Origin of the sequence: Ruegeria atlantica, from assembly GCF_947495585.1 — a bacterium.
GTDB classification, from domain to species: Bacteria; Pseudomonadota; Alphaproteobacteria; order Rhodobacterales; family Rhodobacteraceae; genus Ruegeria; species Ruegeria atlantica_G.
This window is the reverse complement of record NZ_CANLZK010000009.1, coordinates 127560-141141: the sequence shown is the minus strand read 5'-3', so window position 1 is coordinate 141141 and position 13582 is coordinate 127560. Positions and strand designations below refer to the sequence as shown.

At 57.4% G+C, this 13582-nt stretch carries 19 protein-coding genes; 5 read left to right on the top strand and 14 right to left on the bottom strand.

Features of this window, described 5'->3' with window-relative positions; all coding sequences use genetic code 11:
• Positions 1–9: 9 nt before the first annotated feature.
• Together QMP16_RS15905 and QMP16_RS15900 are read right to left on the bottom strand one after the other, a co-directional pair.
• Positions 10–405 (bottom strand): hypothetical protein, encoded by a 396-nt coding sequence (locus QMP16_RS15905; protein WP_282153166.1) that lies wholly within the window; start codon positions 403–405, stop codon positions 10–12.
• Between the two features lie 45 nt (positions 406–450).
• Positions 451–1650 (bottom strand): PLP-dependent aminotransferase family protein, encoded by a 1200-nt coding sequence (locus QMP16_RS15900; protein WP_282153165.1) that lies wholly within the window; start codon positions 1648–1650, stop codon positions 451–453.
• Between the two features lie 155 nt (positions 1651–1805).
• Between QMP16_RS15900 and QMP16_RS15895 the strand changes: the two genes are divergently transcribed.
• The gene (locus tag QMP16_RS15895) at positions 1806–2573 is read left to right on the top strand and encodes an FCD domain-containing protein (RefSeq protein WP_058278970.1); all 768 of its coding nucleotides are present in this window, start codon (positions 1806–1808) and stop codon (positions 2571–2573) included.
• A gap of 7 nt (positions 2574–2580) precedes the next feature.
• Here the strand turns inward: QMP16_RS15895 and QMP16_RS15890 are convergent, their stop codons facing one another.
• The 7 genes from QMP16_RS15890 to QMP16_RS15860 all read right to left on the bottom strand — a co-directional run bounded on the left by QMP16_RS15890 (position 2581) and on the right by QMP16_RS15860 (position 7565).
• A complete protein-coding gene (locus QMP16_RS15890; RefSeq protein WP_282153164.1) occupies positions 2581–3834 on the bottom strand; it encodes a glycosyltransferase in 1254 nt (417 codons plus the stop codon).
• A gap of 93 nt (positions 3835–3927) precedes the next feature.
• Positions 3928–4863, bottom strand: coding sequence for a hypothetical protein (locus tag QMP16_RS15885; protein ID WP_282153163.1), 936 nt, complete (start codon positions 4861–4863; stop codon positions 3928–3930).
• A 131-nt stretch (positions 4864–4994) separates the two neighbouring features.
• Positions 4995–5555, bottom strand: coding sequence for a F0F1 ATP synthase subunit B (locus QMP16_RS15880; protein WP_282153162.1), 561 nt, complete (start codon positions 5553–5555; stop codon positions 4995–4997).
• Between the two features lie 5 nt (positions 5556–5560).
• Positions 5561–6112, bottom strand: a complete 552-nt coding sequence (locus QMP16_RS15875; RefSeq protein ID WP_282153161.1) for a F0F1 ATP synthase subunit B' — start codon at positions 6110–6112, stop codon at positions 5561–5563.
• Between the two features lie 86 nt (positions 6113–6198).
• On the bottom strand, positions 6199–6423 hold the full coding sequence (locus QMP16_RS15870; protein WP_005981269.1) for a F0F1 ATP synthase subunit C: 225 nt from the start codon (positions 6421–6423) through the stop codon (positions 6199–6201).
• 48 nt (positions 6424–6471) lie between these two features.
• On the bottom strand, positions 6472–7230 hold the full coding sequence (locus QMP16_RS15865; RefSeq protein WP_058278975.1) for a F0F1 ATP synthase subunit A: 759 nt from the start codon (positions 7228–7230) through the stop codon (positions 6472–6474).
• Positions 7231–7232: 2 nt separating this feature from the next.
• Positions 7233–7565, bottom strand: a complete 333-nt coding sequence (locus QMP16_RS15860) for an AtpZ/AtpI family protein (RefSeq protein WP_058273313.1) — start codon at positions 7563–7565, stop codon at positions 7233–7235.
• A gap of 231 nt (positions 7566–7796) precedes the next feature.
• On the opposite strand from QMP16_RS15860, the gene QMP16_RS15855 reads away from it, so the two are divergent.
• Complete coding sequence (locus tag QMP16_RS15855) at positions 7797–8132, top strand: ArsR/SmtB family transcription factor (protein WP_058273314.1); 336 nt, start codon at positions 7797–7799, stop codon at positions 8130–8132.
• Positions 8133–8134: 2 nt separating this feature from the next.
• Here the strand turns inward: QMP16_RS15855 and QMP16_RS15850 are convergent, their stop codons facing one another.
• The 4 genes from QMP16_RS15850 to QMP16_RS15835 form a co-directional block, all read right to left on the bottom strand.
• Complete coding sequence (locus QMP16_RS15850) at positions 8135–8548, bottom strand: universal stress protein (RefSeq protein WP_058273315.1); 414 nt, start codon at positions 8546–8548, stop codon at positions 8135–8137.
• A 106-nt stretch (positions 8549–8654) separates the two neighbouring features.
• Complete coding sequence (locus QMP16_RS15845) at positions 8655–8933, bottom strand: hypothetical protein (protein WP_058278977.1); 279 nt, start codon at positions 8931–8933, stop codon at positions 8655–8657.
• A gap of 62 nt (positions 8934–8995) precedes the next feature.
• Positions 8996–9910, bottom strand: a complete 915-nt coding sequence (locus QMP16_RS15840; protein ID WP_282153160.1) for a DMT family transporter — start codon at positions 9908–9910, stop codon at positions 8996–8998.
• The gene (locus QMP16_RS15835) at positions 9907–10785 is read right to left on the bottom strand and encodes a LysR family transcriptional regulator (RefSeq protein WP_058273318.1); all 879 of its coding nucleotides are present in this window, start codon (positions 10783–10785) and stop codon (positions 9907–9909) included. Before QMP16_RS15835 ends, QMP16_RS15840 begins: the two co-directional genes overlap by 4 nt.
• A 118-nt stretch (positions 10786–10903) precedes the next feature.
• On the opposite strand from QMP16_RS15835, the gene QMP16_RS15830 reads away from it, so the two are divergent.
• Together QMP16_RS15830 and QMP16_RS15825 are read left to right on the top strand one after the other, a co-directional pair.
• Positions 10904–11485, top strand: coding sequence for an FMN-dependent NADH-azoreductase (locus tag QMP16_RS15830; RefSeq protein WP_282153159.1), 582 nt, complete (start codon positions 10904–10906; stop codon positions 11483–11485).
• A gap of 71 nt (positions 11486–11556) precedes the next feature.
• The gene (locus QMP16_RS15825; RefSeq protein WP_282153158.1) at positions 11557–12297 is read left to right on the top strand and encodes an aspartate/glutamate racemase family protein; all 741 of its coding nucleotides are present in this window, start codon (positions 11557–11559) and stop codon (positions 12295–12297) included.
• On the opposite strand, the gene QMP16_RS15820 is transcribed toward QMP16_RS15825, so the two are convergent.
• Positions 12298–12828 carry a prolyl-tRNA synthetase associated domain-containing protein gene (locus QMP16_RS15820; protein WP_282153157.1) on the bottom strand — a complete coding sequence of 177 codons (531 nt, stop codon included), beginning with the start codon at positions 12826–12828 and terminating at the stop codon, positions 12298–12300. It abuts the gene before it with no gap.
• 89 nt (positions 12829–12917) lie between these two features.
• Between QMP16_RS15820 and QMP16_RS15815 the strand changes: the two genes are divergently transcribed.
• Complete coding sequence (locus QMP16_RS15815; protein WP_282153156.1) at positions 12918–13436, top strand: hypothetical protein; 519 nt, start codon at positions 12918–12920, stop codon at positions 13434–13436.
• The last annotated feature ends 146 nt before the right edge of the window (positions 13437–13582 follow it).

Genomic DNA, 13582 nt, shown 5'->3' with positions numbered 1-13582 from the left:
GCGCGTATCTCAGTAAGAAGCGCACTCAAAAACCTGATAGCCATAGTCTTCGTAGTAGCCATAGTCGATACATTCATAGGGACCGCGAAGAAGGCTGCCGAGAATCAGCTTTTCCCCCAATTCCCGGTCACAACCTAGAATGCCCACGGTGACCGCAGCGTCGCCCAGAACATCCAACAACGGGCAACCCGACACCTGTGCCATAGCCAGTGCGGCCCGGTCCCGAATGGGGTCAAGACGCGGAGCATATTGAGAGTTGATGCGTACAGCCTCGGCCAGTTGATCGCGGACCCGCACGTCAAACACACTGCCATTCACCGCAACGCGGGTCGCAGGCACATCGCGAAAGTGGGGCGTGCCAGCCGAACAAGCGGCCAGCACTAGGAGGGACAGATACCGGATCATGCCCGCAGCATTGCAGCATCAAGGTTAACAAAACCTTTCCGCCGATCAGGCGCGCAAAACCTCACCCAATCGGCGAATACCTTCGCGGATCGTATCCTCATCCGAGTTCGAGAAACTCAACCGGATCGTGTTGGTCCCGCTGCCGTCCGGGAAAAAGGCCCCACCCGGGACAAAGGCTACTTTGACCGTGTCCAGCGCCCGGGCTAACAGTTCGGCCCCGTTTGTACCGACCGGCAATGTCAACCACACGAACATGCCACCTTCCGGCTTGGTCCACTGCACGCCATCGGGCATATGGTCCTGCAACGCCTGCAACATGGCGTCGCGACGGGCACCGTAGACACGACGCAGCATCGGGATATGCGTGTCGAAACAAACCCGTGCCACCTGGTCAATGGCCATCTGGTTGATGGTTGCCGAATGCAGATCGGCAGCCTGTTTCATCAACACCAATTGAGAAATCACTGGCTTTGCCGCCACGACCCAACCAACCCGCAACCCCGGAGACAAGGTTTTCGAAAAGCTTCCACAATAGATCGTGCGGCAATCCTCAATCGACCCTTTGCACGCCAATTCCAGTGCCAGAACCGGGGGGATGGCATTACCGTCATAACGCAGGGCCTGATAGGCGCCATCCTCGATCACCGCACAGTTCAACTCATCCGCCAGATCCAGCAGCGCTTCCCGCCCCCGCAGATCCACGGTTTCGCCTGTCGGGTTGGCGAAATCGGGCGAGAGATAGGCAAATTTGACCGCGCCTTCGCCCGCTAACGCCGCGTATTCTGCCGCGCCCCGGTTGCCATTGATGCTGAGCCGGTCAAAACGTGGTTCATAAGCATTGAATGCAGCCAATGCGCCCAGGTAGGTCGGCCATCCGACCAGCGCAGTATCGCCCGGCGACAGATAGAGTTTACCCAGATAATCCAATGCCTGCTGCGAGCCTGACGTGATCAGGATGTTCTCAAGCCCGCATTCCACTCCGATTGAACGCATGTGGTCGACGAGCCATTCCCGCAGCGGGACGTAACCTTCGCTGACGGAATATTGTAGCGCCTGAGCCTGCTGGTCAGGCCCCAACGCAGCTTGAAAGGCGGCCGCGAACCCTTCGGCTGGAAACAACGCGGGATCGGGGATGCCGCCTGCAAAAGAGATGATCCCCGGCTGATCCAACAGCTTTAACAATTCGCGTATCTCAGACGCTTTCATCCGGGATGCCCGCGTGGCGAACAATTCGTGCGTAGACATGAGTCTCCTCCGCTCTCAGTCACGGCCAGCGTAGAGAGGAACATCATAAAGTCAACAATGCTGACCTAATATTATAGTCCACGTGACCCCGCATTCTTGAACCTCGCCGCCATCCGTGGTCATATCATTTGACCAATTTCCGGAATGACGCCCGCATGCCTTTTCAAAAAGTTCAGACCGAAAAGCTTTCAATCGCGGTAGTTCGCCAGATTGAACTGCTGATACTGCGCGGCATACTGCGCCCCGGCGAACGTCTGCCCGCCGAACGCGAATTGGCCGAGCGGCTGGGCGTATCCCGGCCGTCCCTGCGCGACGCGATCGCAGACCTGCAAAGCCAAGGGTTGCTGACAGCAAAAGCAGGATCCGGGATCTATGTGGCCGAGGTTCTGGGCTCAGCCTTCTCCCCGGCGCTGATCCGGCTGTTCGGCAGCCATGACGAGGCGGTGTTCGATTACCTCTCATTCCGGCGCGACATGGAAGGGTTGGCCGCCGAGCGCGCGGCCCGGTTGGGGTCGGACAGCGACCTGAAGGTGGTACAGACGATTTTTGCAAAGATGGAAGCCGCCCATACCAGCAATGCGACCGAAGATGAGGCGCAGCTGGACGCGCAATTCCACATGGCTATCATCGAGGCCAGCCATAATGTGGTCATGTTGCATATGATGCGGTCAATGTTCGATCTGTTGCGGCAAGGCGTGTTCTATAACCGCCAGATGATGTTCCAGCAGCAAACTACGCGCGAGGCCATCCTGGACCAGCACCGCGCCATCAACACCGCGCTTCAGGCACGCGACCCGGCCGCTGCCCGTGCCGCTGTCGACATGCACTTAACCTATGTCGAACAATGCCTTTGGGACGGGAAGAAGGCCGAACGCAACGAAGACATCGCCAAACAAAAATTGATGCACGAGGCCGAAGATTAGGCGGGCGTCAACGCTCTGATATTGCGCCAAATCCATACTCAGTGCTATCAGCGATCTCTTCATAGAGCGCCTGATATTGGCCAGCGACCACAGCCTCTGCAAAGCTGTCCACGGCATGTTGCCGGGCAGTACCTGACATGGCCAACCCGGTTTCATTGTGGCGATTCTGGAGGATCGAGATAACACCTCGTGCGAGGTCTTCTGCCTCGAATGGGCGCGCCAAATACCCCAGGCTTTGATTTGGAACCAGATCCGACAGCCCACTGGTTTTGAAACCTGCGACCGGAACGCCACAGCACATGGCCTCGACACCTGTATATCCCAGCACTTCGCGCCGGGATGGCAACACAAAGACATCTGCAGCCGAATAAATACGCTTCAGCACCCGGTTGTCGCTAATCCGCCCCATGAAATGGATCGGATAAGGAAATTCGGCATCGATCTTGTCGCTACCAAATACAACTGCCTGAACATCAGGAACGGCGGAATGCACCCGTCGCATAGCCTCGACGAGGTGGGCAAAGCCTTTGTTGGGATCCTGAGTCGCTTGGACGGCACCAAACAATACCAGCGGAGCGTCCTGAGGCAGCGATAGATCAGCGCGCGCCTGGGCTTTTTCGACAGGTGCCCAGAAATCGGTATCGATTGCGTTGGGGATCACGGTGACAGGCCAATCGCGCATCAACGCACTTTGCCGAACACAGTCAGCCAGCCAATTGCTGGGGCAAACGATCTGAAAAGGTTTTTTCCAATGCGCGGCTTTTCTTTTCCAGACCCAGCGGTTCAGGTCAAACCCACTGAATTCGGATGACACGTAACCGTCACGCCATCTGTCCAGCTCGCTCACATGTTCGGCCCCGGAGAACGGCCACATGTCATGAAACGTCCAGACCACGGGATGTTTCACCGCCCCGATCTCGGCAATCGAAATCATGTCGGAATTCACCCAATGCAGATTCAATATTTGCGACGGTTGGCTGTTCAGATACGCGGCCAGACCCGACCTTGCCAGACCAAGAGACGCCAACCCGTTGACCTGAGTTCTTGCATATTTCTTTCGCAGATGACGTGCGTATTCACGCTGGCAAAGCCGCTTTAGTGTTTTCTGCGGCGCGAATTTTGTGATCCGATCCTCGTCCGGGCCATCGACGACGGTCATGTGCGAATCCATCCCTTTGGACAGCAAGGCAAGATGCAGCCTGCGGGCAGCGATGGCGGCACCTCCGCCAGAATAGCTATGGCTAATATGGTCTATGCGCATTGGAACGAATTCCGTGAGGATGACCGACGTCCAATCGTCAGTGCCTTTGGATTGTCGTCGCCAACTGACATCCCCATTTTCAAATGACACCAATTAACCAAGAAGTTTAGCCCCCAGCCTTCTGATCTTGCGTCTTAAACGGGTCAAACGATCCGGCCTATAGCTGAAATGCGCTCGCAGCGCCTCGAGCGCGACCTTGTCTTCGGTGACAACGTCGGGAAGTGGCAGGTCAAAGTCATGGCAGAGATCTTTTGGCTTAACCTCGTCCACTGGTCCGCAATGGGTACCAGACCCGTCCAGGCCGATATTCTCGGCAAAAGACCTGCAAGGGGACAGACAAAGGCCATCCTGCCTGAAAATCGTTGCGTACCAGAAAATCGCCCAGGTCCGAATGTCACCGCGCAAATTGCCTTGTACCTGACCCCATAAATCCTCGGCCCCGCTCAGGTTGAACCGATGAATGTCATCATCGGAAAACTGCTGAACCAGTTTTTTCGGGTCGCGTTCGAAATGCTGCCAACGGTCGGCCCAGCTGGCCCATCCCCAACAGCTCATGAAGCGCCAGAAAACCGCGCCACGGCGATCCAACAAGGGAGGAAGGTCTTCGTTGAACCCTGCAATATGCCAGACCCGCGGGTCATCTTGGTATCGATCCAGCGCGCGATTCATGTAGGTGAGAAACGCAGGCGAGGTCACAATGTCATCTTCTACAACAATCGCCCTGCCATAAGATTGCATCGTAGCGGTAACGCCTTCCTGAATCGACGGGGCCAACCCGGCGTTAGCATCACGTGCGCGCAATGTAAGAGTGGCAAAGCCAGTCTGCGCTTCAATCACCTTGCGGGTTTCCGCAACCGGGATAACATCATCTGCCGAACGCGGCCCATCTAGATAAGCAATTACATCGGTGCGCGCAGCCAAAGGCGACGCAGCAAGCGCCCGCAAGGTCCGCGCAGCGTGATCGGGTCGGTTGAAAGCGAACAGACAGACCGGTGCTGGATCGGCAATCGCAGGTGCTGTGTCAATCATAGCAACTCTCCGTCAGGTTTCGCGCAGGGTATTTCACGCCAAAAACATCGCCAAGAGCAGTTCCCTAAGAAAAGAAACCCGAAAGCGATCAGCCTTCGGGTCACTCTTTGTCGAAACGGCGTTGGAAGCTATCAATGCAGCTTGTCACCAACATCCGCAATCGCTGCGTCGATCAGTTTGTTCGCCTGTGCGGCCGTCATCTGCTTGGCCAGAACTGCGTTGGCAGCCGATACCGCAACGGTGATGGCCTGATCACGGACTTCCTTGACAGCTGACGCCTCAGCCGAAGCGATCTGGTCCTGAGCTGCAGCCAGACGGCGGGCGATGGAATTCTCCAAATCGACCTTTGCCTGTTCTGCCGCCAAGATAGAATCTTCTTTGGCTGCGGCCACGATGGCATCCGCTTGGGTCTGCACTTCACGCTGCTTGCGCTCGTACGAGGCCAGCAGGCTGCGTGCCTCTTCATGCAGGGCACGGGCTTCGTCCAGTTCGGACTTGATTCCGTCGGCACGATTGTCCAGCGCGCCACCAATCATGCCCGGAACCTTGAAGTAGAACAGGACCGCGATGAAAACGATGAAGCCGAGAGTGACCACAAAGTCGGTGTTGCCAAGCGAGAAGAACGGGCCGCTTGCAGCCAGCGCAGGGCTGGCGGTGCCGACGGTCAGGATAAGGGCAAGAGTATTCCGCATGTCACTTATCCTTTCGTCTGCGCGTCAATTGCACTGTCGATGGCTTTGGCATCTGCCTCGCCGCCCAGTGCTGTGACCAGTTCAGCTGCCGTATCCTTGGCAACCACTTGAATGCTTTCCAGCGCACCGGCACGGATAACGGCAATAGCCTTTTCCGATTCAGCCGCCTTTGCAGCGATTTCCAAGTCTGCCTTGGCAATCGCGTCATCCAGACCAGACTGGATTTCCGCGCGGGCTTCCGCTGCGATACGCTGTGCCTCAGAACGGGCATCGGCCAGCGCCTTGTTATAGGCCTCTTCAGCCTCGACCGCTTTGGCCTTCAGATCTTCGGCCGCAGCCAGGTCATTTGTAATGGTCCCCTGACGTTCCGCCAGGATTGCCGCGATGCGGGGCAAGGCCACGCGAGACAGGACCAGAAAGATGACGACCAGCGTGATGACCAGCCAGAAAATCTGGTTGGGAAACCAATCGAAGCAGAGCTGCGGCATACCGATGGCCGAGCCGTAGGCGTCGACGCAGGTGCCAGCTACTTCTTTGGCAAGGGGTTCAGTCGCCATGATGTCCTCCGTCGGAACGTTGTCTTTACAACAGGTGGGCCGCTATGGCTTGGACCCACCTGCGCGTAAGGATCAGGTTCCGCAGATTAGACGGCGAACATCAGCAGCAGCGAGACCAGGAATGCAAAGATCCCCAGGGCTTCTGCGAATGCGATACCGATGAACAGGGTTGCGGTCTGCGAAGCAGCCGCCGAAGGGTTGCGCAGGGCGCCGGCCAGGAAGTTGCCTGCTACGTTGCCCACCCCGATTGCGGCTGCGCCGGAACCGATAGCTGCCAGGCCTGCGCCGATGTGTGCGAGATCGCCTTCCATGATGTTTCTCCTTACGAATTGGAAGTTTCGATGTTTGGGTATCGGACCTTAGTGCGAAGGATGCAGCGCATCTTTCAGGTAAACACAGGTCAGAATGGTGAATACGTAGGCCTGAATAAAGGACACGAGGACCTCGAGGCCGTACATTGCGGTGATCGCCAGAACGGACACCGGTGAGATCACGGCAATCGCGGCAAAGCCTGCGAAAACCTTGATAACCGCGTGGCCTGCCATGACGTTACCGGCAAGACGAATGGAGTGGCTGACCGGACGCACGAAGTACGAGATCAGCTCGATGATCGCCAGGACAGGGCGCAGTGCCAGCGGTGCGCTGGACACCCAGAACAGACCCAGGAAGCTTGCGCCGTTCTTGACGAAACCCAGAACGGTTACGGTCAGGAACACAGCCAGCGCCAGCGGGATGGTCACGGCGAAATGCGATGTGGTGGTGAAAGACATGGGCAACATGCCCAGGAAGTTCGCGCAGACGATGAACATGAACAGGGTCATGACATAGGGGAAGTACTTCACGCCTTCTTTGCCGCAAATGTCTTCCAGCATCTTGTAGATGAAGCCATAGGCCAACTCAGCAACAGACTGCATCCGGGTCGGAACAATGGCACGTTTCGAGGTGCTGAGAACCAGCAGGGCAAAGATCGCCGCAATAGCCAGAAACAACCACAGTGTCACGTTGGTCGGCGTGTACCACGCAATCGCACCGTCACCGAAAAGCGGTTTAACGATGAACTGATCCATCGGATGGAAAACCAGGCTGCTGCCTTCTGCTGCGGTGGTCTCAGTTGCCACGTTCAGTCCCTCTCGTCCTTATCGGCCGCCTCAGCAGCCGCTTGTTTCTCCTGAACCTCTTTCGCGCTGCGGAGCATAACCTTCACGCCCGCGACAAGGCCCAGCAATGTGAACAGCACCAGGAAGATCGGGATTGTCCCGAGCAGGCTGTCCAGCCCGTATCCGATGCCAAATCCGATCCCAAGACCGGAAACCATTTCGATGACCATCCTCCAGGCAAGCTCGCCCCCGGACACGTCAGCATCCGCACGAGGTTTTGGCGCTTTGGCCTTTTTCGCCGCTGTGATCTTGGCCTCCAGCTGCGCCATACGCTGCTTTTGGTCATCATCGGTCACGGGCAATTCCCTCGCACAGTCTTGGGTAGGGTGCTAAGGGGCGCAAGGCACAGAGTCAACGGTGTTAAATGTCCGACTTACCGCAGGTTAAGCAATTGGTTTTATGCAATTTATTCATGCAATTGAGGCACAATTAAAATGTCCCGATCCATCGGCGCGCGTAAAAATCACTCAATTCGTATATTCAACCAAATGGTTGACCAAAACCGGGCGCTGTGATTGAGCGATAGCATGTCCAATGACCTCGATACCGTTTTCGCGGCCCTCGCCGACCCGACCCGCCGCGCCATCCTTGCGATGCTGCTTGAGGATGACATGGCCGTCACCGACGTCGCCGACCCGTTCGAGATGTCGCTGGCCGCGATCTCGAAACATCTGATCATCCTGACCAAGGCCGGGTTGATCAGCCAGGAAAAGCGCGGGCGGGTGAAGTGGTGTAAGCTGGAACCGGATGCGCTGCGCGCGGCATCCGTCTGGATGCAGGGGTTCGGTCAGTTCGAACCGGTCAATCTGGATGCGTTTGAACGATTTTTGGAAGTCGAACTGCCCGCAACAGACGATCCCTAGATCTATCTAACTACAAACACCGATACTTTGGCGTGCTTGGCCAGATATCCGGCATGGCTGGAAAAGATGTGGTCCGTGATGCGCGGTGCGTGCGTCCCAACGACGATTAGGTCGGCCCCAATCTCTTCAGCGGCGCGGGTCAAATCACCGTCGACCTCTGCAGCTACATCTACCGAGTGGATGTTGCGCGCTGAAACCTCGGAGCCACTCTGCTCAGTAAGTTGATCCACAATGGCTTGCAGCTCGGTGCTGATCTCCGCATCTGAATGCGTGACGTCGCCTGGCTGGGTTCCGGTCACGCTCACGATCGTGATCCGGGCGTTTTGCCATCTCGCCATTTGCGCCGCGACATCCAGAGCTTTGCGAATTTCCGGCGGCAGATGAATATCGACCGGGATCATAATGTGACTAAACATGGCATCTTCCTCCTGCCGCCGATGTTAGCGGGCTCAGGAATAGAGTACTTTGATCTGTCTCATGTAGATGACTCCGACCATTTCATTCGATTTGGCCGGTTCCCAGCTAGCCTTCCTGACTATACTCGACGCCGATGATCACACCCGTTGCATCCGCAAGACACAACCACGGTGCCTGAGCGCCAGTGACCTCAATTGTTGTGATTGTTCCAGTCGGCACGGACTCGGTCGAAACCGCGTTGACGTCAGCGGCCTGAACACCTGTCTCAGCCGACACGAGTGCCTCACAACTGCCTTGAAGGTCGGTCTCCGACGACCCCTGCCCCCCTCCTTGCGTACAGGCGGATAACATCGCACCGACGACAAATAGAATAGCTTGCTTCATCATTCCCTCCGGGATGGTTCATCAGACCCGAGGGTTGTTAGATTACGGCCAAATGGCAAGGGTCATTCCGAGACCGGCGCAGTGTCTTTCGCAGGTTGCTCTTCGCTTTTGAGCAGCAGAACCAGCGCGATCGCGGTTAAAACGACACCGACCAGCACCATGACGGTTGGCGTAGGCCGCCCAAGCGCGATCTCCCACAGGATCACCCAGCTGGGGATCAGATAAGTATAGGCCATAACCTTGGCCGACGGCAGGCGTAGCGCTGCAAACTGGACCAGAACGAAACTGGAGGCCGTTGCGAAGATAGAAAGATACAGCAGACTGACCCAGACGATCAGCGGCAGGTTCGCCCAATCGGTTGCACGGATGTCTGACCAGCCGACCACCGTCAGGATCACGCAACCAGCAACCAGTGTTCCAAATGTAAAGACTACTGCGGGCTCGCCCCGGTTCAGTTTGCGCACCATCGGCGTGTAGATTGCATGCGCCATGCAGCCCCAGAAAAAGATGATCTCTCCGCCACCGATCTCGAAGGCGCGAAAGGACTGCCAATCGGCGCGAAAGATAACCCATAAAGCTCCGGTTGCCCCCACCGTCAAGGCAAAAGCCATGCGCGGAGTGGTGATCTGGCGCAGCAGAACCCATCCGGCGACCGCAGACATGACCGGCGTCAGGGTGAATACCGCGGATGTGCTGACCGGGTCGGCGGTTTTTAGGCCGTAAAACATAAGAACAAAGTAAGTGGCAAACAGCCCGCCCAAAACGGCGTATCGCCACGGCGCTTGCGCAGCGCTGCGCGGCAAACCGGTGGTGGCTAACGCGGCAATGCCGATGATGACGGCCGCAATCAGAAACCGCCCGGCTGTAATCGCCAACGGCGCAATCTGATTGGCCACGATGGACCCCAGCGAGAAGCTGCCTGCCACCAGCAGAGTGAATGTGATCATTGCCAAATGACCACGCTCCTGCGGTGTCACGAGAGCCAACCTTTGGACTCTTTCTTAAGGAACGATAGGAATGCCTGCACTTTGGTCGTGCGATGCAGATCGACATGGGTCACCAGCCAAAGTTTGCCGAACCATTCGGGCAATGGCTCAATAACTTCGACCAGTTCCGGATCGCGCGATGCCTCCCATCGTGCCATGAAACCAATCCCGGCCCCGGCCAGAACTGCCTCGCGCAAACAGAAATTGTTGGTACAGCGGAACGCGATGGCCTCGGCCGGGACAGTGGCACGCAACCATTTGGAAAACGGAGCGCGGCTGTTTTCATCGTCCGTGCCGACAAACAAGTGGTCTGCAAATTCGTCAATGCTCGCTGGTTTGCCTCGGCGCTCGATATATGACTTGCTGGCAAACAAGCCGACCTCCTGTTCGATAAACGGCTGCACAACATTGTCGGGTTGGTCCGGGGCGGCACCCGCACGGATGGCCACATGCGCCTCGCCGTATTCTAGGCGGAACAGGCGGTCCCCGGTGAGGTAACGCACGATCAGGCCCGGATGCATTGATTGGAACTCGGACAGGGCAGGAACGACCAAGGGCGCCAGCGAGGCCAGAGACGTCACAACCAATTCGCCCGACACATCATCGCCACGCCCTTTCATTCGGCCCACCAACTGATTGAACTGATCTTCGGTGGCCTGAGCCACGCGCAGAAGGTCCTCTCCGGCGTCGGTTGGGGTATAGCCTCGGGCGTGGCGCTGAAACAGTTTGACGCCCAGCCGCGCCTCGATCGCGTCGATATGGCGGATCACGGTGGCATGGTGCACGCCCAAGATTTCGGCCGCGCCGCTGACAGTGCCCATCCGAGCGACCTGATAGGCGGTTTTGACTTCGTCCCAATTATCCATGCTCAAGCCCACTGTGCAAATTCCAACAATACCTGTTGGTATATCCGCGTTTCGTTCGCTGACGCAACACTCATATTGGAACCGGAAACAGTTACCCCGCCAAAAAGGAAACCCTGACATGACCAAGACCATCCTGCATATCGACGCCTCGGCGCGCCGCACCGGATCCGCTACCCGCGACCTTTCCGGCCAGATTATCGGGCATCTTGGCGCCGGGCGCATCATCCGCCGCGATCTTGCCAGCCCCCTGCCCCTGCTTACCGAAGACTGGATCAACGCCAACTTCACCCCCGCCGATCAGCGTGACGAGGTTCAAGGTGATCTGCTGGCCCTGTCCGACGAGTTGGTAAGCGAGCTGCAAAACGCCGACACCATTGTTATTGGGCTGCCGATCTACAATTTCTCGGTGCCTGCGGCCTTCAAGGCCTGGATTGACCTTGTCGCCCGCGTGGGTCTGACCTTTGCCTATTCGGAAACTGGCCCCAAAGGCCTGCTGGAAGGTAAGCGCGCCGTGCTGGCAATCGCGTCCGGCGGCACCGAGGTAGGGTCCGAGATCGACTTTGCCACCAACTATGCCAAGCACGTTCTAGGGTTCATCGGCATCCATGACGTCGACGTGATTGCGGCTGACAAGATGGCGCTGGATGCGGACGCCGCGTTGGCGAATGCCCAAAAAGCGGTAACTCAACTCGCCGCCTGATCCACCTCTGGCCTTTGTCTTGTGAAACGTCCAGTCTGCCTTAAGCGAGATTTGCAGACTGGGCGTTCATCATGAAGAAAATCGGCATTCTGGGCGGTGTGGGCTGGGCCTCGACCGTGGATTATTACCGAGCGATCGCAGAAGGGGCCAGCAGGCACTTTGCCAATCGCGGCTACGGCTCGCCCCTTCCAATCCCCCCCATGACAATCGAATCCGTGACACAAGCCAAAACCCGCGCCCTACGGGGAACCGCCGGGGACGAGGCCAGTTGGTCCGAGTTCGACGCGGTGTTTCGCGAGGCGCTGTTAATGCTTGAAAACGCGGGCTGCGACTTTGGCATCATCGCCTCGAACACTCCGCACGCGCGGCTGCATGCGATCCGGCAGGGTATAACCATGCCCATTCTCAGCATTTTCGATGCGACGGCTGAGGCCACGGCATCTGCCAAGGCGTCCACAGCCCTGGTTCTGGGAACGACAGTGACCATGCAGGCCAGCAATTATTCAGACCGATTGGCCGCTGAAGGGATCACTGCAAATGATCGCTTGCCCGAAACGGAAATTGCCGAGATGCAGGCTATGATCGACAGTGACTTCTACGGCGGCGCATCAGCCACGGCGCGCGCTCGTTTACTATCTTTCTGCGACAAGCACGCAAAGCCTGGAACTGCGATCTTGCTGGCGTGCACCGAACTGCCACTGGCCTTTCCCGACCACCTGGATGACCCTGTTTTTGAGGCTGACGGCCGCCTGTTCGTCAACCCGTCCGCTGCCCATGTCGCCGCTGCCCTCAAAGAGGCGCTGAGCGATTGATCACGGCAGCCAGGTGACCGCGCATTCGACCTGATCGAAGAATGCCATCAGGCCATCTCGTGTCATGGCGACGGTCCGGTCATTTACCAGAGGATGCATATAGATGATGTCCGTCGATTGCGCGGTGGCGTCCATGAAGAACCGCACATCGTTTTGCACACCGTTGATCATGGCCAGCGGACTGACCGCGCCGGGACGGATACCGAGGTTCTGAAACAACCGCTCCGCTGATCCAAAGGACAGATTACCGATCCCCAGCTCTGTGCCCAGCGCCTTGAGGTCAATCTCGCGGCTTTGTTCGAGCGTCACCAGATAGTTCCGCTTTTTCTTGTCGCGCAGGTACAGGTTCTTGAGGCGCAGGGAGTTTTCGCCCGTTACCAGGAATTGCTCTTCAACGCCTTTGGCATCCTCAACCGTGCGCAGGGGAATATGCGTGTGCAGACGATAGCTCAGCCCCCAGTCACCCAACCGCTGCAACAGCGCGTCTGAACTGATCGGCAACGTGTCTTGAAAAGTGGATGACGCGTCCATGGGAACCTCCTCGTTTGAGGCGCTCATCGCGCAATGCGCTGACAGATTCAAGCCACGACAGGCCTAAAAATCGATGCTAGCGTGCCGCCATGAAAGTCACGCGCAGCACCCCGGACCAACTGATCCTGACCAACACGCCATGGTTCATCGGCATCACGCTGGTACTCTTTATCCTCTGTTTTGTTGGGGCTGGTTTGTTCATGGTCAGCGAGGGTGGCGAGGGCATATTGTTCGGCATCTTCTGTGCGCTGTTCGGTGGCGGGTTGGGCTTTGGCGCATTCTGCGTCTTTGTGCGCCGCGTACAGGTCATATTGGACCGCAACAGCAATAGTATCTTGATCCGTCGCCAATCGATCTTTGGATATGACGCAGTAGAACATGAGTTGTCGAACCTGTCCCATGCCGAGGTGGAAACCACCACCTCGACCCGCGACAGGACCACGTCCAAGATGCATCGGCCCGTTCTGATCCTTGAAAAAGGCATGAGTGCTGGTCGTCACCCGATCGTCGAAGCCTATGTCAGCGGGCGCGGCGCACAGCGGATGGTTGATGCGGTCAACAACTGGCTTCCCGCGCGAGAGGTTGACTCGGACAGCCAATCGGCCTAAATCGCCGTCAAACATCCGGAAGCGTCTGATCTTCCGGTCCCTTGAGTCGTTCAGGGATCGCCCCCCACCAGCGTGTCACGCCCGTGGGGGCAATTGTGCATTTAACCGGCGCTTCCTACCTTGGAACTGCCATCAGATAACCGGCT

Bases quoted from the DNA above. Each gene is read 5' to 3' on its own strand.
- QMP16_RS15825 (WP_282153158.1), top strand. From the start codon at position 11,557: ATGAAGAAAATCGGCATTCTGGGCGGTGTGGGCTGGGCCTCGACCGTG.
- QMP16_RS15815 (WP_282153156.1), top strand. From the start codon at position 12,918: ATGAAAGTCACGCGCAGCACCCCGGACCAACTGATCCTGACCAACACG.
- QMP16_RS15835 (WP_058273318.1), bottom strand. From the start codon at position 10,785: ATGGATAATTGGGACGAAGTCAAAACCGCCTATCAGGTCGCTCGGATG.
- QMP16_RS15895 (WP_058278970.1), top strand. From the start codon at position 1,806: ATGCCTTTTCAAAAAGTTCAGACCGAAAAGCTTTCAATCGCGGTAGTT.
- QMP16_RS15900 (WP_282153165.1), bottom strand. From the start codon at position 1,650: ATGTCTACGCACGAATTGTTCGCCACGCGGGCATCCCGGATGAAAGCG.
- QMP16_RS15830 (WP_282153159.1), top strand. From the start codon at position 10,904: ATGACCAAGACCATCCTGCATATCGACGCCTCGGCGCGCCGCACCGGA.
- QMP16_RS15845 (WP_058278977.1), bottom strand. From the start codon at position 8,933: ATGAAGCAAGCTATTCTATTTGTCGTCGGTGCGATGTTATCCGCCTGT.
- QMP16_RS15870 (WP_005981269.1), bottom strand. From the start codon at position 6,423: ATGGAAGGCGATCTCGCACACATCGGCGCAGGCCTGGCAGCTATCGGT.
- QMP16_RS15880 (WP_282153162.1), bottom strand. From the start codon at position 5,555: ATGCGGAATACTCTTGCCCTTATCCTGACCGTCGGCACCGCCAGCCCT.
- QMP16_RS15850 (WP_058273315.1), bottom strand. From the start codon at position 8,548: ATGTTTAGTCACATTATGATCCCGGTCGATATTCATCTGCCGCCGGAA.
- QMP16_RS15890 (WP_282153164.1), bottom strand. From the start codon at position 3,834: ATGCGCATAGACCATATTAGCCATAGCTATTCTGGCGGAGGTGCCGCC.
- QMP16_RS15875 (WP_282153161.1), bottom strand. From the start codon at position 6,112: ATGGCGACTGAACCCCTTGCCAAAGAAGTAGCTGGCACCTGCGTCGAC.
- QMP16_RS15855 (WP_058273314.1), top strand. From the start codon at position 7,797: ATGTCCAATGACCTCGATACCGTTTTCGCGGCCCTCGCCGACCCGACC.
- QMP16_RS15905 (WP_282153166.1), bottom strand. From the start codon at position 405: ATGATCCGGTATCTGTCCCTCCTAGTGCTGGCCGCTTGTTCGGCTGGC.
- QMP16_RS15820 (WP_282153157.1), bottom strand. From the start codon at position 12,828: ATGGACGCGTCATCCACTTTTCAAGACACGTTGCCGATCAGTTCAGAC.
- QMP16_RS15885 (WP_282153163.1), bottom strand. From the start codon at position 4,863: ATGATTGACACAGCACCTGCGATTGCCGATCCAGCACCGGTCTGTCTG.